General features: G+C 67.0%; 17 protein-coding genes and 1 tRNA gene. 10 read left to right on the forward strand and 8 right to left on the reverse strand.

From position 1 onward, the window contains the following. Positions 1–13: 13 nt before the first annotated feature. A complete protein-coding gene (locus HNQ66_RS19290) occupies positions 14–274 on the reverse strand; it encodes a hypothetical protein (RefSeq protein ID WP_184145812.1) in 261 nt (86 codons plus the stop codon). 150 nt (positions 275–424) lie between these two features. Between HNQ66_RS19290 and HNQ66_RS19295 the strand changes: the two genes are divergently transcribed. Continuing rightward, a tRNA-Arg gene (locus HNQ66_RS19295) sits at positions 425–501 on the forward strand. 17 nt (positions 502–518) lie between these two features. On the opposite strand, the gene HNQ66_RS19300 is transcribed toward HNQ66_RS19295, so the two are convergent. Together HNQ66_RS19300 and HNQ66_RS23620 are read right to left on the reverse strand one after the other, a co-directional pair. Beyond that, positions 519–899, reverse strand: coding sequence for a CAP-Gly domain protein (locus HNQ66_RS19300; protein WP_184145813.1), 381 nt, complete (start codon positions 897–899; stop codon positions 519–521). A 23-nt stretch (positions 900–922) separates the two neighbouring features. After that, positions 923–1,639: an META domain-containing protein gene (locus HNQ66_RS23620; protein ID WP_343059565.1), complete on the reverse strand. Its 717-nt coding sequence runs from the start codon at positions 1,637–1,639 to the stop codon at positions 923–925. Positions 1,640–1,827: 188 nt separating this feature from the next. Between HNQ66_RS23620 and dxr the strand changes: the two genes are divergently transcribed. Next, positions 1,828–3,003, forward strand: a complete 1,176-nt coding sequence (gene dxr / locus HNQ66_RS19310; RefSeq protein ID WP_184145814.1) for a 1-deoxy-D-xylulose-5-phosphate reductoisomerase — start codon at positions 1,828–1,830, stop codon at positions 3,001–3,003. Positions 3,004–3,022: 19 nt separating this feature from the next. On the opposite strand, the gene hemA is transcribed toward dxr, so the two are convergent. The 4 genes from hemA to HNQ66_RS19330 form a co-directional block, all read right to left on the reverse strand. After that, positions 3,023–4,237, reverse strand: a complete 1,215-nt coding sequence (gene hemA, locus HNQ66_RS19315; RefSeq protein ID WP_184145815.1) for a 5-aminolevulinate synthase — start codon at positions 4,235–4,237, stop codon at positions 3,023–3,025. A gap of 242 nt (positions 4,238–4,479) precedes the next feature. After that, positions 4,480–5,277, reverse strand: coding sequence for an FAD binding domain-containing protein (locus HNQ66_RS19320; RefSeq protein WP_184145816.1), 798 nt, complete (start codon positions 5,275–5,277; stop codon positions 4,480–4,482). Positions 5,278–5,288: 11 nt separating this feature from the next. Beyond that, entirely contained in the window at positions 5,289–7,637 is a 2,349-nt protein-coding gene (locus tag HNQ66_RS19325) for a xanthine dehydrogenase family protein molybdopterin-binding subunit (protein ID WP_184145817.1), read from the reverse strand. Between the two features lie 108 nt (positions 7,638–7,745). Further along, positions 7,746–8,237: a (2Fe-2S)-binding protein gene (locus HNQ66_RS19330; protein WP_184145818.1), complete on the reverse strand. Its 492-nt coding sequence runs from the start codon at positions 8,235–8,237 to the stop codon at positions 7,746–7,748. Positions 8,238–8,696: 459 nt separating this feature from the next. On the opposite strand from HNQ66_RS19330, the gene HNQ66_RS19335 reads away from it, so the two are divergent. From HNQ66_RS19335 to HNQ66_RS19360, 6 genes are all read left to right on the forward strand, one after another. Then, on the forward strand, positions 8,697–8,960 hold the full coding sequence (locus tag HNQ66_RS19335) for a glycine zipper domain-containing protein (RefSeq protein WP_184145819.1): 264 nt from the start codon (positions 8,697–8,699) through the stop codon (positions 8,958–8,960). Positions 8,961–9,223: 263 nt separating this feature from the next. After that, positions 9,224–11,146 carry an autotransporter assembly complex protein TamA gene (locus tag HNQ66_RS19340; protein ID WP_184145820.1) on the forward strand — a complete coding sequence of 641 codons (1,923 nt, stop codon included), beginning with the start codon at positions 9,224–9,226 and terminating at the stop codon, positions 11,144–11,146. Between the two features lie 172 nt (positions 11,147–11,318). Beyond that, a complete protein-coding gene (locus tag HNQ66_RS19345) occupies positions 11,319–15,491 on the forward strand; it encodes a translocation/assembly module TamB domain-containing protein (protein WP_184145821.1) in 4,173 nt (1,390 codons plus the stop codon). Between the two features lie 79 nt (positions 15,492–15,570). Continuing rightward, on the forward strand, positions 15,571–16,164 hold the full coding sequence (locus HNQ66_RS19350) for a shikimate kinase (RefSeq protein WP_184145822.1): 594 nt from the start codon (positions 15,571–15,573) through the stop codon (positions 16,162–16,164). Positions 16,165–16,174: 10 nt separating this feature from the next. Further along, entirely contained in the window at positions 16,175–17,302 is a 1,128-nt protein-coding gene (aroB, locus tag HNQ66_RS19355; protein WP_184145823.1) for a 3-dehydroquinate synthase, read from the forward strand. Then, positions 17,299–18,183: a transporter associated domain-containing protein gene (locus HNQ66_RS19360; RefSeq protein WP_184145824.1), complete on the forward strand. Its 885-nt coding sequence runs from the start codon at positions 17,299–17,301 to the stop codon at positions 18,181–18,183. Before aroB ends, HNQ66_RS19360 begins: the two co-directional genes overlap by 4 nt. On the opposite strand, the gene HNQ66_RS19365 is transcribed toward HNQ66_RS19360, so the two are convergent. Continuing rightward, positions 18,184–18,465 carry a BolA family protein gene (locus tag HNQ66_RS19365; RefSeq protein WP_184145825.1) on the reverse strand — a complete coding sequence of 94 codons (282 nt, stop codon included), beginning with the start codon at positions 18,463–18,465 and terminating at the stop codon, positions 18,184–18,186. A 114-nt stretch (positions 18,466–18,579) separates the two neighbouring features. Here HNQ66_RS19365 and HNQ66_RS19370 point away from each other — a divergent pair, with 114 nt between their 5' ends. Further along, the gene (locus HNQ66_RS19370; RefSeq protein WP_184145826.1) at positions 18,580–19,212 is read left to right on the forward strand and encodes a J domain-containing protein; all 633 of its coding nucleotides are present in this window, start codon (positions 18,580–18,582) and stop codon (positions 19,210–19,212) included. Positions 19,213–19,329: 117 nt separating this feature from the next. Continuing rightward, a complete protein-coding gene (gene cobS / locus HNQ66_RS19375; protein WP_184145827.1) occupies positions 19,330–20,328 on the forward strand; it encodes a cobaltochelatase subunit CobS in 999 nt (332 codons plus the stop codon). Positions 20,329–20,340: the final 12 nt, after the last annotated feature.

The raw sequence follows: 20,340 nt of genomic DNA on the forward strand, positions 1-20,340 counted from the left end.
GCGAAGGTAAGGATCAACGGCAGACGCGCACCTTGCGGATGACGAGGTTGCCCCAGGCGTCGTAGCGCTTCACCTTCTTCCAGAAGCAGTCGTAGCCGTAGTCGTCATAGACCTGCACATGGGCGCCGTGGCCCCAGCCGTGACCATGCCCATGGCCATGTCCCCAGCCATGGCCGAAGCCGAAGCCGATCGAGAAATCGCCGGCGCTGGAGGGCGCGGCGAAGGAAAGCGCCGCGAAAGTGGCGACGACGGCGGAAAGCATGATCCTGCGCATGAGACATTCTCCTGTCGGTTCCTGCGGATGAACCATTTCATCCCATGAACCGACTGTCTCACGCGCCGCGCCGCCTCGCTGTTCCGCAGGGAACGTCCCGCGGAAAATCGCTTGGCTTCCCGCCGCGGCTTTTGTATGGGTGCAGTCAGTGGTCCCGTAGCTCAGCAGGATAGAGCACCAGATTCCTAATCTGGGGGTCCCGCGTTCGAATCGCGGCGGGATCACCATTTCCTTGAAATGGCGATCAGACCTCTTCCGTCTCGCGCTCGGGCGTGGTGACGCGCGGCTTGGTGCGCACGGCGGGGACGATGGACGGCTTGGCGACGACCTTCGGCTTCGGCGCCTTCATGCCGAGCATGGTGCGGATGCGGTCGGAGACGAGCGGGCGGAAGCGGCTGGCGCGGAAGGGCATGTCGACGGCGCCGTAGCCTTCCGGGCCGTCGTCCATGCCGCGATGGAGCTCCATCAGCTTGATGCCGTAGAAATCGCCGTCGACATAGTGCCGGTAGTGGCCCGCCCAGCGGACCGTATAGACCTGGCCCTTGCGGATGCCCTGGTCGATGGAGACGTTCTTGAAGCGGTCGTTGATGCAGACGACCTTCTGGCCGACATGGAACGTGGGCATGCCCTTTCCCTCCGATACCGGCCTCAGCCGGTCTTGCGGCAGTTGACGCCCGGCGCGTTCTCGCCCTTCGTCAGGTCGTAGAGCGTCGCCTCGTCGCCCTTGGTCCACCATTCGTAGCGGCCGCCGGCATATTTGGCGCCGGAGGCGGCCATGACGTTGGAGGCGATCACCGTCTCCTCGCCGATCCGCACCACGGCAAGCGAATTGGCGCCGACATTGATGTATTCGACGCTGATGCGCTGGTCGGCGTCGCACTGGTAGTTCAGCGTCTCGCGCACCACGCTCTGCTCCGGCCCGGGCAGGCGGATGACGACGTCCGTGTTGTTCTTGAGGCCGGCAAGGCGGATCTCCGGCGCGCCCTCCTTGCCCGTCAGGTGCAGGATGCCGTTCTCGAGCTTCCAGGAGATGACGGTGCCGAGCGCGTCGAAGAACTTCTGCTCCTGGTCCATGATCGCCGGCGCGCACATCTTGCGCGTGGCGGCGGCCGGCGCGAAGGCGATGGTGCCGTTCTGCACCTTCAGCTTGCCGCGATAGGTGTTGCAGCCGCCGTTCCCGCCATAGGAGCCGTCCGGCTTGATCTCAAGGGTCGTCTGCAGGTCGTCGATGACGCCGTTGCCGCCGATGTCCTCGACGAGCCAGGTGCCGCCGAGACCGCCGGGAACCGGCTCGTCGGCATAGGCCGGCGCTGCCGCCAAGAAGGCAAGGCAGGCGAGCGTCCATACTCTCAGGCGTCGGTGCACAGAATTCTCCAATCGGATCGTCGCGGAAGACCGCTTTGCCGGGACGTTATGGCTGTCCGCACGAAAAGGTCAAGCCGCGATTCGGCAACGGCGGCCCGCCCGCCGTTTTCACGCGTTTCCATGGCTTGTTGCAGACTTCTTTCGCCTGTAGAGCCATAGACAGAACACAAGAAAATGCGGACATCATCATGGCTCCCGACACGCGGCAGAAGCGCCGCATCACCATTCTCGGCTCGACAGGCTCCATCGGCACCAGCACGCTCGACGTGGTGCGCCAGCGCGGCGGGCGCGAGCGCTACGAGGTGCTGGCACTGACCGGCAACGGCAATGTCGAGCTGCTGGCCGCGCAGGCCAAGGAATGCGGCGCCCGACTGGCCGTGACGGCCGACGAGAGCCGCTACGCCGCGCTGAAGGACGCGCTTTCCGGCAGCGGCATCGAAGCGGCCGCGGGACGAGCGGCGCTGCTGGAAGCGGCCTCCGGCGATGCGGACTGGGTGATGGCGGCGATCGTCGGCACGGCGGGCCTTGCCCCGACGCTTGCGGCGGCGGAGCGCGGCGCGGACATTGCGCTGGCCAACAAGGAATGCCTCGTTTCGGCCGGCGACCTTTTCGTCGACGCCGTCGCCAGGGGCGGCGGGCGGCTGATCCCCGTCGACAGCGAGCACAGCGCGATCTTCCAGGCGCTGGAGGAGGACCAGCGCCACGCCGTCGAGCGCATCGTGCTCACCGCCTCGGGCGGGCCCTTCCGCACCTGGAGCCGCAAGGAGATGGCCGGCGTGACGGCCGATATCGCCCGCGCGCACCCGAACTGGTCGATGGGACTCAAGATCTCCATCGGCAGCGCCTCCATGTTCAACAAGGCGCTGGAGATGATCGAGGCCAAGCACCTCTTCGACGTTCGGCCGGAGCAGATCGAGGTCATCGTCCATCCGCAGTCGATCGTCCATTCCATGGTCGGCTATGTCGACGGCTCGGTGCTCGCCCAGCTCGGCGCGCCGGACATGCGCACGGCCATCGGCTACGCTCTGACCTATCCCGAACGCGCGCCGCTCGATGTCGACCGGCTGGATTTCGCAAAGCTCGCGCGGCTCGATTTCGAAGCGCCCGACGAGGTGCGCTTCCCGGCGCTGCGCCTTGCCCGCACGGCGCTGACGCGCGGCGGCCTGCAGGGCGCGGTGATGAACGCGGCCGAGGAAGTCGCCTTCCACGCCTTCGTGGCCGGGCACATCGGCTTCCTCGCCATGGCCGACATCGCCGAGGAGACGATGGAAAGGCTCGCCCACCTGCCGCCGGCATCCTCGATGGACGATGTCTTCGCCGGAGACGAAGAAGCCCGGCGGGTGGCCGCCGGGCTCATCGGATAACGTCGATTGCGCCGCCGTCTCAGGCGACGGCGCGGGCCAGCGCACAGCGCGACCAGAGCGCGTGCAGCGCGCCGACGAGATGCTCGATATCGGCATCCGAATGCAGCGGCGTCGGCGTGATGCGCAGGCGCTCGGTCTTGCGCGGCACGGTCGGATAGTTGATCGGCTGGACGTAGATGCCGAAATTGTCGAGCAGCAGGTCCGAGATCCACTTGCACTTGGCGGCATCGCCCACCATCACCGGCACGATATGGCTCGGGTTCGGCATGTGCGGGATGCCGTTGCGGTCGAGCGCGGCGCGCAGCTTGCGCACGCGCTCCTGATGCGCGAAGCGCTCGGTCTGGCTGGATTTCAGGTGCCGGATCGAGGCGAGCGCACCGGCGGCCAGCGCCGGAGGCAGCGACGTCGTGAAGATGAAGCCCGAGGCGAAGGACCGCACGAAATCGCACAGCGCGGAGGAGCCGGCGATATAGCCGCCCATCACGCCGAAGGCCTTGGCAAGCGTGCCCTCGATGACCGTCAGGCGGTCCATCAGGCCTTCGCGCTCGGCAATGCCGCCGCCGCGCGGGCCGTACATGCCGACGGCATGGACCTCGTCCAGATAGGTCATCGCGCCGTACTTGTCGGCAAGGTCGCAGATTTCCTTGATGGGGGCGATGTCGCCGTCCATCGAATAGACCGATTCGAAGGCGATCAGCTTCGGCGCCTTCGGGTCGGCGGCCGCCAGCTTGGCTTCGAGGTCCTTCAGGTCGTTGTGCTTCCAGATCACCCGCTCGCATTTCGAATGGCGGATGCCCTCGATCATCGAAGCGTGGTTCCCGGCATCGGAGAAACAGATGAGGCCGGGAACCTTCGAACAGAGCGTGCCGAGCGCAGCCCAGTTGGACACGTAGCCCGAGGTGAAGAGCAGGGCCGCTTCCTTGCCGTGCAGGTCGGCGAGTTCCTGTTCGAGAAGCACATGGTAGTGGTTGGTGCCGGAGATGTTGCGGGTGCCGCCGGCACCGGCGCCACACTGGTCGATGGCAAGCTTCATCGCCTCCGTGACCGCGGGATTCTGGCCCATGCCGAGATAATCATTGGAACACCAGACCGTGACGTCCTTCGGGCCGTCCGCCGTGTAGCGGGTCGCCCTGGGGAAGTTGCCCTTCTGGCGCTCCAGATCGGCGAAAACGCGGTAGCGGCCTTCCTGATGCAGGCCGCCCAGTTCGTTCTTGAAGAAAGTCTCGAAGTCCATCCGCAGTCTCCTGTCCGGCGAGAACCCGGACATCATCGTCGTTGGCTGTCGTTCAATCGGCTACACCCGGCGCTCCTGCGCCGCAACGAAATCCGCTGCGGCAAATCGGCGCCACCTTTGAACCATTCCAATCTATCCTAGGTCTCCAAAGGCCATTCGATGTTGATGCATGTCAAGTCTGCACGAAAAAAGGACGGCCTCAACCGTCCTTTTAATCGAACCAGTTTCAGCTTTTGCGGGGGTCAGGCGGCCGCGACCGCGCGCTTCGCCATGACCTTCACGAGGTTCGCCCGGTATTCCGCGCTGCCGTGGATATCCGAGAGGAGACCGCCGGCATCGACCGAAACGCCGGCGACTGCCTCCGGCGACCAGTTTGCGGCAAGCGCCCGTTCCATGCCCTCGTGCCGGAAGACGCCGTCGGAGCCGGCCCCCGTCACCGCCACGCGCACGCTGCCGTCCGCCCCCTTCGCCACGAAGACGCCGGCCATGGCATAGCGCGAGGCCGGGTTGGGGAACTTGGAATAACCGGCCTTCGCCGGCGCCTCGAAGGTCACCGCCGTCACGATCTCGCCGTCCTCCAGCGCGGTCTCGAAGAGCCCGGTGAAGAAGTCGCCGGCGGAAATCTCGCGGCGGTCGGTGACGATGGTCGCCCCCAGCGCCAGCATGGCGGAGGGGTAGTCCGCCGCCGGGTCGTTGTTGGCGATGGAGCCGCCGATCGTGCCCATGTGGCGCACATGCGGGTCGCCGATATGGGACGCCAGATGGCAGATCGCCGGGCAGACCGCCTTGAGCTCCGCCGAGGTCGAGACCTCGTAATGCGTCGTGCCCGCACCGATGCGGACACGGTTGCCGTCGACGGAAATGCCCTTCAGCTCGGCGACGTGGCGCAGGTCCACGAGGTCGGACGGCGCGGCGAGCCGCTGCTTCATGGTGGGGATCAGCGTCATGCCGCCGGAGACGTATTTCGCCTCGTCGGACGAGGACTGCAGCTTGACGGCATCCGCGACGGAGGATGCACGATGGTAATTGGTTGCGTACATGGCTTCCTCCGTCAGTTGCTGGCCGCCAGCGCCGCCCAGACCTTCTGGGGCGTTGCCGGCATGGTGAGGTCGTTGTTGCCGATGGCGTCGGTGATGGCGTTCATCAGCGCCGGCGGCGAGCCGATGGCCCCCGCCTCCCCGCAGCCCTTGATGCCGAGCGGGTTGTTCGGGCAGGGCGTGACCTGGTGCGAGACCTGGAAGGACGGCAGGTCGTCGGCGCGCGGCATGGTGTAGTCCATGTAGCTCGCCGTCAAGAGCTGGCCCGTTTCCGGGTCGTAGTGCACGCCTTCCAGCAGCGCCTGGCCGATACCCTGCGCGATGCCGCCATGCACCTGCCCCTCGACGATCATCGGGTTGATGATGTTGCCGAAGTCGTCGGCGGCGACGAACTGGACGATCTTCGTCTTGCCCGTCTCCGGATCCACCTCGACCTCGCAGATATAGCAGCCGGCCGGGAAGGTGAAGTTCGCCGGGTCGTAGAAGGCGCCTTCCTTGAGGCCCGGTTCCATGCCGGCCGGCAGGTTGTGCGCGGTATAGGCGGCAAGCGCCATCTGGAACCACGGCACCGACTTGTCCGTGCCCGCGACCTTCAGCGCGCCGTTCTCCACGACGATATCGCTCTCGTCGGCCTCCATCAGGTGGGCGGCGATCTTCTTGGCCTTGGCCTCCACCTTGTCGAGCGCCTTGACGACGGCGGACATGCCGACCGCGCCCGAGCGCGAACCATAGGTGCCCATGCCCATCTGCACCTTGTCGGTATCGCCATGGACGATGGAGACGCTGTCGAGCGGCACGCCGAAGCGGTCGGCGACGAGCTGGGCGAAGGTCGTCTCATGGCCCTGGCCGTGGCTGTGCGAGCCGGTCAGGACCTCGATGGTGCCCACCGCATTGACGCGCACCTCCGCCGATTCCCAGAGGCCGACACCCGCGCCGAGCGAGCCGACCGCCGCAGACGGCGCGATGCCGCAGGCCTCGATATAGCAGCTCATGCCGATGCCGCGCTTCATGCCGCGGCCTGCGGCCTCCGCCTTGCGGGCCGCAAAACCGGCCCAGTCGGCCGCCTTCATCGCCGCTTCCAGCGAAGCCTCGTAGTCGCCGGCGTCGTAGTTCATGATCACCGGCGTCTGGTGCGGGAAGGAGCGGATGAAGTTGATGCGGCGAAGCTCGGCCGGCGAGACGCCGAGTTCGCGCGCCGCCGTCTCCATGGTCCGTTCGAGAAGATAGGTCGCCTCCGGGCGTCCGGCGCCGCGATAGGCGTCGACCGCGACCGTATTGGTGTAGACGGCCCTGACATTGGCGTGGATCGCCGGGAAATTGTACTGGCCGGAAAGCAGCGTCGCATAGAGATAGGTCGGCACCGCCGAGGAGAAGAGCGACATGTAGGCGCCGAAATTGGCGATGGTGTCGACCTTCAGCGCCGTGACGCGGTTCTCCGCGTCGAAGGCCATCTTGACCGTCGAGACATGGTCGCGGCCATGCGCGTCGGTGAGGAAGGCCTCGGTGCGGTCGCTCGTCCACTTTACCGGAACGCCGGCCCGCTTGGAGGCCCACAGGCAGACGATCTCCTCCGGGTAGATGTAGATCTTCGAGCCGAAGCCGCCGCCGACGTCGGGCGCGATGACGCGCAGCTTGTTTTCCGGCGCCACGTTGTAGAAGGCGCTCATGACGAGGCGCGCGACATGCGGGTTCTGGCTCGTCGTGTAGCAGGTGTAGTGGTCCTCGGCCGCATCGTAGATGCCAAGCGCGGCACGCGGCTCCATCGGGTTCGGCGCAAGGCGGTTGTTGACGATCTTCATCTCGGTGACATGGGCGGCCGATGCGATGGCCGCGTCCGTCGCGGCGCTGTCGCCGATCTCCCAGTCGTAGATGAGGTTGCCGGGGGCCTCGGGGTGAAGCTGCGGCTGGCCGGCTTCCAGCGCCTTCACGGCGTCGGTGACGGCGGGCAGCACCTCGTAGTCGACGACGACGGCCTCGGCCGCATCGCGCGCCTCGCCGACGCTGTCGGCGACCACCACGGCGACGGCATCGCCCACATAGCGCACCGTCTCATGGGCGATGGGCCGCCAGGCGCCCATCTTCATCGGCGAGCCGTCCTTGGAATGGATCATCCAGCCGCAGATCAGGTTGCCGATGCCGTCGTCCAGCATCTGCTTGCCGTTGAGCACGGCGATGACGCCCGGCATGTCCTCCGCCGCCGACGTATCGATGCTCCTGATCCTCGCATGGGCGTGCGGCGAGCGCACGAATGCGGCATAGCGCATGCCCGGCACGGACATGTCGTCCGTATAGCGCCCCTTGCCGGTGAGAAACCTCTTGTCTTCCTTTCGCGCGACGCGCGCGCCGATGCCTTCGACACCCATCTTCATCTCCTCCAGAGAATGGAGGCGACAGGCTCTAGCCAATAGGCGTCAGGGACTTCGTCGCCTCGCGACGGCCTCCCTACTGGCTACCGCCTACCGCCCAATGCCTTATTCCGCCGCCTGCCGGCCTGCCGCGCCCATCTCTTCGGCGGCGGCGAGGATGGCCTTCACGATGTTGTGGTAGCCGGTGCATCGACAGATATTGCCTTCGAGATTTTCCCGAACGGTCTTCTCGTCGAGCTTGGCGCCGTATCGGTTGATCATGTCCACCGCGGTCATCACCATGCCGGGCGTGCAGAAGCCGCATTGCAGGCCGTGGTTCGCCTTGAAGGCCGCCTGCACGGGATGGAGGTCCCCACCCGCGGCAAGGCCTTCAATGGTGAGGATCTCGGAGCCGGCGGCCTGGGCCGCGAGGATGGAACAGCTCTTGACGGCCTTGCCGTCCATATGCACCACGCAGGCCCCGCACTGGGACGTGTCGCAGCCGACATGGGTTCCCGTGAGAGCGAGCTGGTCGCGCAGGAAGTGCACAAGCAGGGTGCGGTCCTCGCACTCGCGGCTCACCTTCCTGCCGTTGACGGTCATTGCCACTTTCGCCATTCATTCCTCCCTGGCGGTTACCTGCCGCTGGGACCGGACGATCCGACGTCATATGCAGCGGGCGTCCTCACGACGCGGGCGGGGATCGAGCGACTCCAGCATTTCGATTCGCGTGCATTCTTTTCGGCACGAGTGCCGCGGCGACGTCTTCTCCTCCTTCGCCGCGACCTCAACAATCATATCATTTGACGTTTTGCGGCGGCGATCAACCGCTACTTTGTAAGGGGGATGAAAATTATCGTGACCGGGCGCGCACCGGGCGAGGCCAAACGGAACGGCCCCGCATTTTATTCGGTCTGCAAAAAAATACTTCAATGCCATGGACTTCCCCGGTCCCGCATATATCCTCAGGCTCGGACAGACCCGGCCGTCGCGAACGGCCCCGGTATGTTCCTGGGTAGAAGGGGATAGGGCGGACCCGGCAAACGCGGCCGCCGCTCAACTTTGGAGAACATCTTCATGAAGAAAGTCATTGCGCTCGTCCTGGTGGGCCTTGCCGCCGCCAGTTGCACGCAGACGGAAAAGGGTGCGGGCATCGGCGCCGTCTCCGGCGCAATCATCGGTGGCGCGGTCACCGGCAACGTCCGTGGCGCGGCCGTGGGCGCAGCCATCGGCGGCATTGCCGGCGGCGTCATCGGCCATGTCTCGGAACAGCCGGGCCAGTGCTACTACCGCGACCGCTACGGCCGCCGCTACATCGACAATTGCCCGTCCAACTACTGAGCCTGACGGTTGTCATTCATGCGAAGCCCCGGGCATGGCCCGGGGCTTTTGCTTTGCGCGCTTCGCACAAAATCCCCTCCGGTGCTTCAAATCCGCCGCGCCAGCGTGTAAAACCGCCGTTAACATTACGGAAAACCTAACGCGTTAGGGTCGTTTCCTGCCTGGAAGGCTCCGGATGGAACGGAGTGCCTAGAGATCGTGTCGGACGCTGTCGGCCTGCCGCCCGCACCGCACCTTGGGAGAAAGGCGACGGATTGCTGCGGATGCGGGACAAAGTGAACCGGCCGGAAAAGAGTTTTGCGTTTCTGAAGGCTGGCACCGCGCTCGCGGTTGCGGCATCGCTCGCCTGCGGCCCGCTTTCCGTTTCCTCGGCATCCGCCTTCGAGCTCTTCGGCATGAAGTTCTTCGAGAGCGAGGAAGACACCGCTCCCGTCATCGACCCCGTCTCCTACACGCTGACGCTCGATCCCGGCACGGAGGACGACGACCTCAAGGAGGCGATCGAGAACACCGCACTGCTCAAGCAGGACGAGGGCAAGCCGGTCTCCGGCGATCTCGGCCTCGTCATCAAGGCGCGCGACGACCGCGACCGCATCCTCGCCGCGCTCTACGAGCACGCCCGCTACGGCGGCGTGGTCAACGTCACCATCAACGGGCAGGACCTCGATTCGCTGCCGCCGAACCCGGAATTCAACGCCAGGGGTGCGATCCCCGTGTCGATCCGCGTCGAGCCCGGCCCGGTCTTCACCTTCGGCGAAGTCGCCTTTTCCGGCGATGCGGAAGGCCGCAACCCGGCGGACTACGGTCTGGTCGCCGGCGCGCGCGCCGATTCCACACTCATCCTGAAGGCCGGCGAGAAGATCGTCGCGGATATCAAGGCCGAGGGCCGGCCGCTCGCAAAGCTCACCGAGCGCAACGCGACCGCCGACCACAAGACGCGCACCGTCGACGTTGTGATCGCCGCCGAGGGCGGCCCGGTCGCGCCCGTCGGCGCCGTCGGCGTCAAGGGCACCAAGACGGTGGATGCGGATTTCGTGCAGCGTTATTCGCGCATCAATGCCGGCCAGCCCTATTCGCCGGAAGCGCTCACCAGGGCCGCCGAGCGCCTGCGCCAGCTCGGCGTCTTCTCCAGCGTGACGATCCGCGAAGCCGGCAGCCTCGCCCCGGACGGCTCGTTGCCGATGACCATCGAGGTCTCGGAAGGCAAGCACCGCTATTTCGGCGTCGGCGCGCAATATTCCAACACGGACGGCTTCGGCCTCCAGGGCTACTGGGGCCACCGCAACCTCTTCGGCCAGGCCGAATCCCTGCGCATCGAAGGCTCGGTCAACCGGATCGGCGAGTCGAACCTCGGCGACCTCGACTATACGACGGCGATCCTCTTCTCCAAGCCCGGCGCCTTCGGGCCGGCCTCGACCTTCAATGCCAGCCTGAAGGCCGCGCTGGTCGATCCGGACGCCTACAACGCCTTCACCACCACGGCCGCCGCCGGCGTCAGCGTGGAGCTTTCCGACAGGGACACGGTGAGCGCCGGCGGCGAGGTCATGTGGAGCGACGTCGAGGACGCCTTCGGCAAGAACAAGTACCTGACCGTCAGCCTGCCCATCGAATATGTGCGCGACACCCGCGACGACAAGCTGAACCCGACGGAAGGCTACCGCTTCCTGATCAACGCCAAGCCGAGCTACGAGACCTATCGCGGCACGGTCTTCTCCAGCTTCGAGGGGGCGATCACCGGCTACCAGGGGCTCGGCGCGGAGGACCGTTTCGTGCTGGCCGGCAAGCTCGCCGCCGGCACGATCATCGGCGGCGACCAGCTTTCCGACATCCCGGCGACGCGCCGCTTCTTCCTCGGCGGCGGCGGCACGGTGCGCGGCTACGGCTACCAGGAGATCTCCCCGCGCAACGGCAAGGGCGAGTTGCTGGGCGGCCGGTCCTATGTGGCGGCCTCCGCGGAGGCGCGCATCGGCATCACCGAGACGCTCGGCATCGTCCCCTTCATCGACGTCGGCACGGTCTCGACCGACGAGGTGCCGGATTTCGAGGACATCCGGGCGGGCGCCGGCATCGGGCTGCGCTACGCGACACCCTTCGGGCCGCTCCGCCTCGACGTCGCCGTTCCGCTGAAGAAATATCCCGGCGGAACCTCCTTCGGGGTCTATGCCGGCATCGGCCAGTCCTTCTGACGGCCGCCGCGATTTGCAGCCAGGGTGATGGCGGGAAGGCAAGCGGCGATTTTGCGCCCGCCATTGCTTCGACTAAAAGACCAGGGGCGCCCCCGCGCGATTCGAAGACGCGCGAAAGCGCCCTAGTTTAGACGCTGAGGTGCGGCACTTCCCGCCGGCCGAATGGAAGAAGATGAACAGGCTGACCCGAATTCTCCGCGCCACGCTCCGCTATGCCGGTTACGCCCTTGCCGTTCTCCTCGTCGTCCTTGTCGCCGCGCTGGGTTTCGTCGGCTTCACCGATACGGGCGCGCGGCTGGCCGTTTCCTATGCGGAGCGGATCGCGGCGGCGAACGGGCAGGTGATCTCGATCAGCGAGCCCTCCGGCCTTCTGACCGGCAAGCTGCGCGCCGCCGCAATCACGCTCGGCGACGGGAAGGGCACCTATGCCGAGATCCGCGACCTTGCCGTCGACTGGTCGCCGCTACGCCTGCTGACCCTCAGCTTCGAGGCCGAGCGCGTCTCCGCCTCCACCGTTTCCCTGTTCCGCCTGCCCGAAAAGAAAGCGGAAGCAGAAACGACGACGTCCGGCGGCTCGTTCTCCCTGCCGGTGGAAGTGCATGTCGGCTCGCTCGCCATTCCGGAGCTCTTCGTCTCCGGCGCCGTCGCCGGGCGCGACCAGCGGATCGTCGTCTCCGGCCGCGGCGATGCGACGGGAGAGAGCATCGCCCTCAAGCTCTCCGCATCCGAAAAGGCGCGGCCCGACGCCCATGTCGCGGCCGACATCGCCTTCAACCCGGACGCCAACGAACTGCGCCTAGAGGCCACCGTCGCCGAACCGAAGGGCGGCGTGCTCGCCGGCCTCCTCAAGCTGCCGAACGATCCCGCCGTCTCGATCCGCCTGACGGGCGACGGCCCGCTCTCGCAATGGAAGGGCCGGCTTTCCGCCGCGCTCGACGGCACCGAGACGCTGCGCATCGACGGCCGACACGACCTTGCGGCAAACGGCCTGCACACCCTCTCCCTCAACGGCGGCGGCACGTTCGACGCGCTGATGCCGCCGCCGCTGCGTCCGCTCTTCGCCGGCGAGACCGGCATCGACATCACCGCCGCCTTCGACGGCTCCGACATGCTGCGCATCGAAAAGGGCGCGATCTCCACCGGCGCGCTGACGCTCGCCGCCTCCGGCACCGTCAGCGCCAGCGGCGCCAACGACCTCGACGTGAAGCTCGCCGGCAAGGACGGCCCCATCGATTTCCGCTGGCCGCTCGCCGACGGCGAGGTCCAGGCCCTCATCGAAGGGGCCGACATCTCCCTCAAGGGCGAGGCGAAGGCGGCGGTGCTTTCGGCCGATGCGCGGCTCGCTTCCGCCGCCCTCCCCGCCGGCCGTATCGAGGCGGTCCACCTGTCGGCGCACAGCGACGCCTTCGACGTCGCAAACCGCTCCGGCCGCCTCGAGATCACGCTCGAAACCGGCGCGACCGCCTTCGCCAATGCCGATCTCGACCGGCTGGTGAAGGGCCCGGCCAAGCTCGCCGCGACGCTCGACGTCTCGCCGCAGACCATCGCCTTCGACCCCGCAACGCTCGAAAGCGCCAGCATCGGCGGCACGCTTTCCGGCAGCTACGGGCTGGAAAGCCGTCAGGCCGACGTCAATTTCCGCCTTTTCGCGCTGCCGGCCGTGCTGCCGCCGGCGCTCGCCGGCAAGATCGACACGACCATCGGCCTTTCCGGCCGCCTCCGGCAGGCGGGCGACGGCGCACTCTCGGTCAGTGGCCTTGAAGTGAAATCCAGCACGCTGGAGGCCGGCGGTGACGTCTCGCTCGGCGGCGGCAAGCTGGATGCCACGCTCTCCGGCAAGGTCCTTACCCTCGGCAAGCTGCTTGCCGATGCCTCGGGGGAAGCCGCCTTCGACCTTGCCGCCAGCGGCCCTCTCGACGGGCTCGACGTCTCGGCCAAGGTCACCTCCAGCGGCGCGACCCTTTCCGGCCGCACCTTGAGCGACCTCATCGTGACGCTCAAGGGCAAGGCCGTCCCCGACAGCCCGTCCGGCGACCTGACGGCAACCGGCGCGCTCGGCGGCCAGGCGATCAACGTGCGCGCCTCCGTCGCTTCCGAGAACGGCCGCATCACCGTTCCCGTGCTGGAGGCCGAGATCGGCCCCAACACGCTGAAGGGCGCGCTGACGCTTGCGCCGAACTTCATGCCGGACGGCACGATCCGCTTCGATTTTCCGGATATCGGCCTCCTCGCCGCCATGGCGGGCCAGAAGGCCGCCGGCGACCTTGCCGGCCAGGTCGAGATCGCCACGGCAAACGGCAAGACCTCCGCGACCATCGAGGCCTCCGGATCCAAGCTGAGCCGCGACACGGCGAGCATCACCAAGCCCGCCGTCAACCTTTCCGTCTCCGATCTCGCCAGCCTCGCCGTGACCGGCACGGTGGAGGCCGCCGGGGTCGCCGCCGGCGAGAACCGGCTGGAGGCCCTGAGGCTCGGTTTCTCCCGGCAAGGCCAGAGCACCGCCTTCGATCTCGCCGGCCGCCTCGACAACGCGCCGCTTACGGTCAAGGGCAAGGTCCTGCAGGAGGGCGGGCTCGCGGTCGCGCTCGACGCCTTCGAGGCCGCACCGCGCCGCATCCCGCTGAAGCTCGCCAAACCGTCGACGATCCGCGTCGTGGACGGCGCGGCCGTGCTCGACGGGCTGACGATCCGCACGGGCAGCGGCGCCGTCGCCGTCACCGGCAAGGCCGGCGAGACGCTCGACCTTGCCGTCCGCCTCGACGCGCTGCCGGCCGCGCTCGCCAACACCTTCGCCGCCGGGCTCGACGCGGGCGGCGCCATCGACGGCACGGTCACAGTCAAGGGCAAGGCGACAGCCCCCGTCGTCACCTATGCGCTCGACTGGAAGGGCGCCGTGACCAGCCAGACGCGCGGGGCCGGCATCGGCCCGCTCAACATCGACGCCAAGGGCGATTTCGCCGACAACAGGGTGAAGCTCGACACGGTGCTCACCGGCGACGGCGGCCTCTCCTTCCGCGGCGGCGGCACGGTGGGCATCGGCGGGGCGACCCCGCTCGCGCTGAAGTTCAACGGCACCGTGCCCTTCGGCCTGCTGCAGGGCCAGCTCTCCGCGCAGGGCTTCGTGCTCACCGGCAATGCCGCCGTCGATGTCTCCATCGGCGGAACGGCAGCCGCCCCCTCCGTCACCGGCAGCATCACCTCGGGCGGGGCACGCCTCGTCGACGTGCGCCGTAACCTCGCGGTCGAGAACCTCGACATCCGCGTCACCATGGACGGCAAGCAGGCGGTGATCCAGACGCTCTCCGGCAAGCTGGCAAGCGGCGGGCAGCTTTCGGCGAGCGGCACGGTCGGCATCGATCCGGCGAGCGGCTTTCCGGTGGACGTCGCCCTCAAGCTCGGCGACGTCACCTATGTCGACGGCACGCTGGTGACGGCGAACGTCACGGGCGACCTGACGCTGAAGGGGCCGGTCGCCGGGCTTGCCCTCGGCGGCAAGGTGCATATCAACAAGGCCAACATCACCATTCCGCAGAAGCTGCCGGCCTCGCTCTCCGAGATCGACATCAAGCACCGCAACGCCCCCGCCGACGTCAGGCGCATGACCGCCGACGTTCAGCGCGAGCAGGGCGCGAGCGGCGCGGCGCGCGGCATCGGCCTCGACCTGACGATCGAGGCGCCGGAACAGCTCTTCGTGCGCGGACGCGGCATCAACGCGGAAATGGGCGGCACCCTGACGATCACCGGCACCTCCGTGGCCCCCGTCGTCTCCGGCGGCTTCGAGCTGAAGCGCGGCCGCATGGAGATCCTGACCCGCCGCCTCGATTTCACCAGCGCCCATATCGGCTTTGCCGGCGGCCTCGTGCCGACGGTCGATCTCGTCGCCGCCAGCACGGCGGGCACGACGGAGATCACGGTGACGGTGGCGGGCCTTGCCAGCAACCCGACGGTGACCTTCGCGTCCTCGCCGTCCCTGCCGCAGGACGAGATCCTCGCACAGCTCATCTTCAACCGCTCGATGTCAAACCTTTCGGCGGTGCAGATCGCCCAGCTCGCCTCAGCCGCCAGCCAGCTTGCCGGTGGCAGATCGACGGGCCTGCTCGACAGCCTGCGCAGCAAGCTCGGCGTCGACGACCTCGACATCACGACGGATGCGGAAGGCCGGGCCGCGGTCTCGGCGGGCAAATACCTCAACGACCGGACCTATATCGAACTGAAGCAGGACCCGGAGACCAACGGCGCCAAGGCGGTGATCAACCTCGACGTCGGCAAGGGCCTCAAGCTGCGCGGCGAGGCCGGCAGCGGCGGCAGCGCGGGCGCCGGCATCTTCTACGAGAAGGAATACTGACGCGGCGCCGGTTTGCGGGCAGGCTTGACGCTTCCGGCGCTTTTGTCGATACGGAAGGAACGAGAATCCGGAAACCACCATGACCGAGCCGACCGAACAGGCCTCTTCCACGCTCGCCCCGCCGCTCGCCGAGGTCGCCCGAGCCGCGCTCGGCAAGCGCAACCTCGTTCTGATCGGCCTGATGGGCGCCGGCAAGTCGGCGATCGGCCGCATGACGGCGCAGGCGCTCGGCATTCCCTTCATCGACAGCGACCACGAGATCGAGCGCGTCTCGCGCATGTCGATCACCGACCTTTTCGCCGCCTATGGCGAGGCGGAGTTCCGCGCGCTGGAAACCCGCGTCATCAAGCGGCTGCTGCGCACCGGCCCGCGGGTCGTGTCCACCGGCGGCGGGGCCTATATCAACGAGAACACGCGCCGGCACATCAAGCGCGGCGGCCTTACCGTCTGGCTGAAGGCAGACCTCGACGTGCTCTGGGAACGCGTCAACAAGCGCGACACCCGCCCGCTGCTGAAGACCGAGAACCCGCGTCAGACGCTGGAAAACCTCATGAACGCCCGTTACCCGATCTATGCGGAAGCCGATCTCACCGTGATGTCGCGCGACGTGAAGAAGGAAACCATGGTGGAGGAGGTGCTCGCCGCGATCACCGCCGCTCCGCCCCGAACCTGACGAGATGACCATGACTGCCAATGCCACCGCGCGCCGCACCGTGCGGGTTAACCTCGGCGACCGCTCCTACGACATCCTGATCGGCCCCGGCCTCATTTCCGCCGCCGGCCGCGAGATCGCAAGCCGCCTCAAGGGCCGCAAGATCGCCGTCGTCACCGACGAGCACGTCGCGCCCCTCTATCTCGACAACTTCATGGCGGCTCTGAGCGCCGAGGGCATCGACGCCGTCTCGCTCGTCCTGCCGGCGGGCGAGAAGACGAAGAGCTTCGAGCACCTGATCGGCGTCTGCGACAGTGTGCTCGCCGCCCGCATCGAGCGGGGCGATGCCGTAGTGGCGCTCGGCGGCGGCGTCATCGGCGACCTCACCGGCTTTGCCGCCGGCATCGTGCGCCGCGGCTCGCGCTTCATCCAGGTGCCGACCTCGCTGCTCGCGCAGGTCGATTCCTCCGTCGGCGGCAAGACGGGCATCAACTCTTCCCACGGCAAGAACCTCATCGGCGTCTTCCACCAGCCGGACCTCGTGCTTGCCGACACGGACGTGCTCGACACGCTCTCGCCGCGCGAGTTCCGCGCCGGCTATGCCGAGGTCGCCAAATACGGGCTCATCGACAAGCCGGACTTCTTCGCCTGGCTGGAGAAGAACTGGCGCGCCGTCTTTGCCGGCGGCGAGGCGCGCATTACGGCCATCGCCACGAGCTGCCAGGCGAAAGCCGACGTCGTCGCCGCCGACGAGCGGGAGAACGGCCAGCGCGCCCTCCTCAATCTCGGCCACACCTTCGGCCATGCGCTGGAGGCAGCGACGCACTATGACAGCGCCCGCCTCGTCCATGGCGAAGGCGTTTCCATCGGCATGGTGCTCGCCCACCAGTTCTCCGCCAGGATGAACCTTGCGAGCCCCGACGACGGCAAGCGCGTCGAGGCACATCTGCGCGACGTCGGCCTGCCGACGACGATGGGCGAGATCCCCGGCGGCCTGCCGCCGGCCGAGACGCTGATGGACGCCATCGCGCAGGACAAGAAGGTCAAGGGCGGCAAGCTCACCTTCATCCTGACGCACGGCATCGGCCAGTCCTTCGTCGCCGACGACGTGCCGCAATCCGAAGTCGTCGCCTTCCTCAGGGAAAAGCTGCCGAAATGACCGGCGCGGCGCCCGCTCCGCATGTCTGGCTCTGGGCCGCCCTTGCCCTCGGCCTGCTCCTGCTTTCCGCCGCCCTTCGCTGGCGCACCTCGATCACCGCGCTGTGGCGCACGCATCAGGAAACGCGCGAGGCGGAGAACGAGCGCGACGCCGCCGCGGCGAAGGCCGAGCGCGACCGGCTCTCCAACGGGCTCGACCTCGACGCGCTGGAAGTCTCCGACATCATGATCCACCGCACGGCGATGCGCGCGCTCAATGCCGGCGACCCGCCGGAGGAGATCGTCAAGGCCGTGCTGGAAAGCCCCTACACACGCATGCCGCTCTGGGCGGGCTCGGTCGACAACATTGTCGGCGTCGTCCATGCCAAGGACCTCCTGCGCGCGCTGACGGAACCCGGCATCGAAGCGAAGACCCTCGACATCACGAAGGTCGCGCAAAAACCGTGGTTCGTGCCGGACACGACGACGCTGAAGGAACAGCTCGCCGCCTTCCTGCGCCGCCAGGAGCATTTCGCCACCGTGGTCGACGAATACGGCGAGGTGCAGGGCGTCGTGACGCTCCAGGACATCCTGAAGGAGATCGTCGGCGACATTTCCGACGAGGCGGCGGTCGACATGCAGGGCGTGCGGCAGGAGGCGGACGGCTCGCTCGTCGTCGACGGGGGCGTCGCCATCCGCGACCTCAACCGCGCCTTCGGCTGGAGCCTGCCGGACGAGGAGGCGACGACCATCGCCGGCCTCGTCATCCACGAATCGAAGTCCATTCCCGAAGAGCGGCAGGCCTTCACCTTCTACGGCAAGCGCTTCATCGTCATGAAGCGGGCGAAGAACCGCATCACCAAGCTGCGCATCCGCCCCGTGGAGCCGGAAGCGCGGGCCTGATCACCAGCGCACCGGCTCGCCGGGCGCGGCGGCCTCGACGGCGAGCGCATGCAGCCCCGCGTCGAGCTCGGCCTTCACCACGTCGTTGATCGCCCGGTGGCGCGCCACGCGGCTCATGCCGGCGAAGGCGGCCGAGACGATGCGGATGCGCATGTGCGTTTCGCCCTCGCCGTCGAATCCCGGCTGGTGGCCGGCATGCATGTGGCTTTCGTTGATGACCTCGAGGCGCTCGGGCGAAAAGGCTGCTTCGAGCTTGCCGGCGATGCTGGATTTCATGGACATGGACGAACCTCGGGCGGCCGGAAAATCGCGCGCCGCGACGCAACAAAATACCTCCACAAAGCCAGCAACAATCCGCTTTGTCAATTCTTGTTGCGGGCCCTCCGCAACCCCATAATGGGGACCATGAAACTCGATTCCAAATACTTCGACCGCATCCGCACGAAGCGGCGCGTGGAGCGTCCCGAGCGTTCCGCGCCGACCTGTCAGTGGGACGGTTGCGAGGAGAACGCCAAGCACCGCGCACCCGTCGGCCGCAATGCCGAGGGGCAGTATTTCATGTTCTGCTTCGAGCATGTGAAGGAATACAACAAGGGCTACAACTACTTCTCCGGCCTCTCCGACGGCGAGATCGCGCGCTACCAGAAGGAGGCCATCACCGGTCACCGCCCGACCTGGACGATCGGCGTCAACAAGGCCGCCAAGAACGGCCCGGCGCAGGGAACGGCGCGCTCCGGCACCGCCGGGGCGAACCAGCGCGTCCGCGATCCCTTCGGCTTCTTCAACGAGGGCAAGGGCCGCGGGCCCCGCATGGAGCCGCGCGCGCGAAAGCTGAAGACGCTGGAGGCGAAGGCCTTCGACACGCTCGGCCTTTCGGCGGGCGCGACGGGCGAGGACATCAAGTCCGCCTACAAAATGCTTGTCAAAAAGCATCACCCGGATGCAAATGGCGGAGATAGGGGCTCGGAAGAGCGTTTTCGCGCGGTCATCCAAGCATATCAATTGTTAAAGCAGGCCGGCTTCTGCTAGAGCATTTGCGGCACCGGGCGGAATCGCCCGGCATCCCCGAATGCGGTCAAGCAAAAGGCAAAGTTGGCGTGCACTAAATTATTGGGCGGAGGCATGGCCGCCGCCCGCGGAGACGTGATGAGCAAGATGGATCTCGATATTTCCAACCTCCCCGATACCACGGTATCCGTTCGGGAGGTTTTCGGCATTGATACCGACCTTCGGGTCCCGGCCTATGCCAAGGCGGACGCCTATGTGCCGGACCTCGACCCGGACTACCTTTTCGACCGGGAAACCACCCTCGCCATCCTCGCAGGCTTCGCCCATAACCGGCGCGTCATGGTCTCGGGCTATCACGGCACCGGCAAGTCGACCCATATCGAGCAGGTCGCCGCCCGCCTCAACTGGCCGTGCGTGCGCGTCAACCTCGACAGCCATGTCAGCCGTATCGACCTCGTCGGCAAGGACGCCATCGTCGTCAAGGACGGCCTGCAGGTCACCGAATTCAAGGACGGCATCCTGCCTTGGGCCTACCAGCACAACGTCGCGCTCGTCTTCGACGAATACGATGCCGGCCGGCCGGACGTCATGTTCGTCATCCAGCGTGTTCTGGAATCCTCCGGCCGCCTGACCCTGCTCGACCAGAGCCGCGTCATCCGCCCGCATCCCGCCTTCCGCCTGTTCGCGACGGCCAACACGGTCGGCCTCGGCGATACGACCGGCCTCTACCACGGCACGCAGCAGATCAACCAGGCGCAGATGGACCGCTGGTCGATCGTCACGACGCTGAATTACCTGCCGCACGACAACGAGGTGAACATCGTCGCCGCCAAGGTGAAGCGCCTCGCTTCCGGCAAGGACGGCCGCGAGACGATCTCGCGCATGGTGCGCGTCGCCGATCTCACCCGCGCCGCCTTCATCAACGGCGACCTGTCGACGGTGATGAGCCCGCGTACGGTCATCACCTGGGGCGAGAACACCGAGATCTTCGGCGACATCGCCTTCGCCTTCCGCGTCACCTTCCTCAACAAGTGCGACGAACTGGAACGCACGCTGGTCGCCGAACTCTACCAGCGCGCCTTCGGCGTGGAGCTGAAGGAAAGCGCCGCCAACATCGTCCTGGAGGCGACGGCCTGACGGCCGGAGAAA

It is taken from the genome of Shinella fusca (assembly GCF_014203155.1).
Lineage (GTDB): Bacteria > Pseudomonadota > Alphaproteobacteria > Rhizobiales > Rhizobiaceae > Shinella > Shinella fusca.

What these genes read in the sequence shown, in the direction of transcription:
- HNQ66_RS19290 (WP_184145812.1), bottom strand. Translation starts at nt 274, where the DNA reads ATGCGCAGGATCATGCTTTCCGCCGTCGTCGCCACTTTCGCGGCGCTT.
- HNQ66_RS19300 (WP_184145813.1), bottom strand. Translation starts at nt 899, where the DNA reads ATGCCCACGTTCCATGTCGGCCAGAAGGTCGTCTGCATCAACGACCGC.
- dxr (WP_184145814.1), top strand. Translation starts at nt 1,828, where the DNA reads ATGGCTCCCGACACGCGGCAGAAGCGCCGCATCACCATTCTCGGCTCG.
- hemA (WP_184145815.1), bottom strand. Translation starts at nt 4,237, where the DNA reads ATGGACTTCGAGACTTTCTTCAAGAACGAACTGGGCGGCCTGCATCAG.
- HNQ66_RS19320 (WP_184145816.1), bottom strand. Translation starts at nt 5,277, where the DNA reads ATGTACGCAACCAATTACCATCGTGCATCCTCCGTCGCGGATGCCGTC.
- HNQ66_RS19325 (WP_184145817.1), bottom strand. Translation starts at nt 7,637, where the DNA reads ATGGGTGTCGAAGGCATCGGCGCGCGCGTCGCGCGAAAGGAAGACAAG.
- HNQ66_RS19330 (WP_184145818.1), bottom strand. Translation starts at nt 8,237, where the DNA reads ATGGCGAAAGTGGCAATGACCGTCAACGGCAGGAAGGTGAGCCGCGAG.
- HNQ66_RS19335 (WP_184145819.1), top strand. Translation starts at nt 8,697, where the DNA reads ATGAAGAAAGTCATTGCGCTCGTCCTGGTGGGCCTTGCCGCCGCCAGT.
- HNQ66_RS19340 (WP_184145820.1), top strand. Translation starts at nt 9,224, where the DNA reads ATGCGGGACAAAGTGAACCGGCCGGAAAAGAGTTTTGCGTTTCTGAAG.
- HNQ66_RS19345 (WP_184145821.1), top strand. Translation starts at nt 11,319, where the DNA reads ATGAACAGGCTGACCCGAATTCTCCGCGCCACGCTCCGCTATGCCGGT.
- HNQ66_RS19350 (WP_184145822.1), top strand. Translation starts at nt 15,571, where the DNA reads ATGACCGAGCCGACCGAACAGGCCTCTTCCACGCTCGCCCCGCCGCTC.
- aroB (WP_184145823.1), top strand. Translation starts at nt 16,175, where the DNA reads ATGACTGCCAATGCCACCGCGCGCCGCACCGTGCGGGTTAACCTCGGC.
- HNQ66_RS19360 (WP_184145824.1), top strand. Translation starts at nt 17,299, where the DNA reads ATGACCGGCGCGGCGCCCGCTCCGCATGTCTGGCTCTGGGCCGCCCTT.
- HNQ66_RS19365 (WP_184145825.1), bottom strand. Translation starts at nt 18,465, where the DNA reads ATGTCCATGAAATCCAGCATCGCCGGCAAGCTCGAAGCAGCCTTTTCG.
- HNQ66_RS19370 (WP_184145826.1), top strand. Translation starts at nt 18,580, where the DNA reads ATGGGGACCATGAAACTCGATTCCAAATACTTCGACCGCATCCGCACG.
- cobS (WP_184145827.1), top strand. Translation starts at nt 19,330, where the DNA reads ATGAGCAAGATGGATCTCGATATTTCCAACCTCCCCGATACCACGGTA.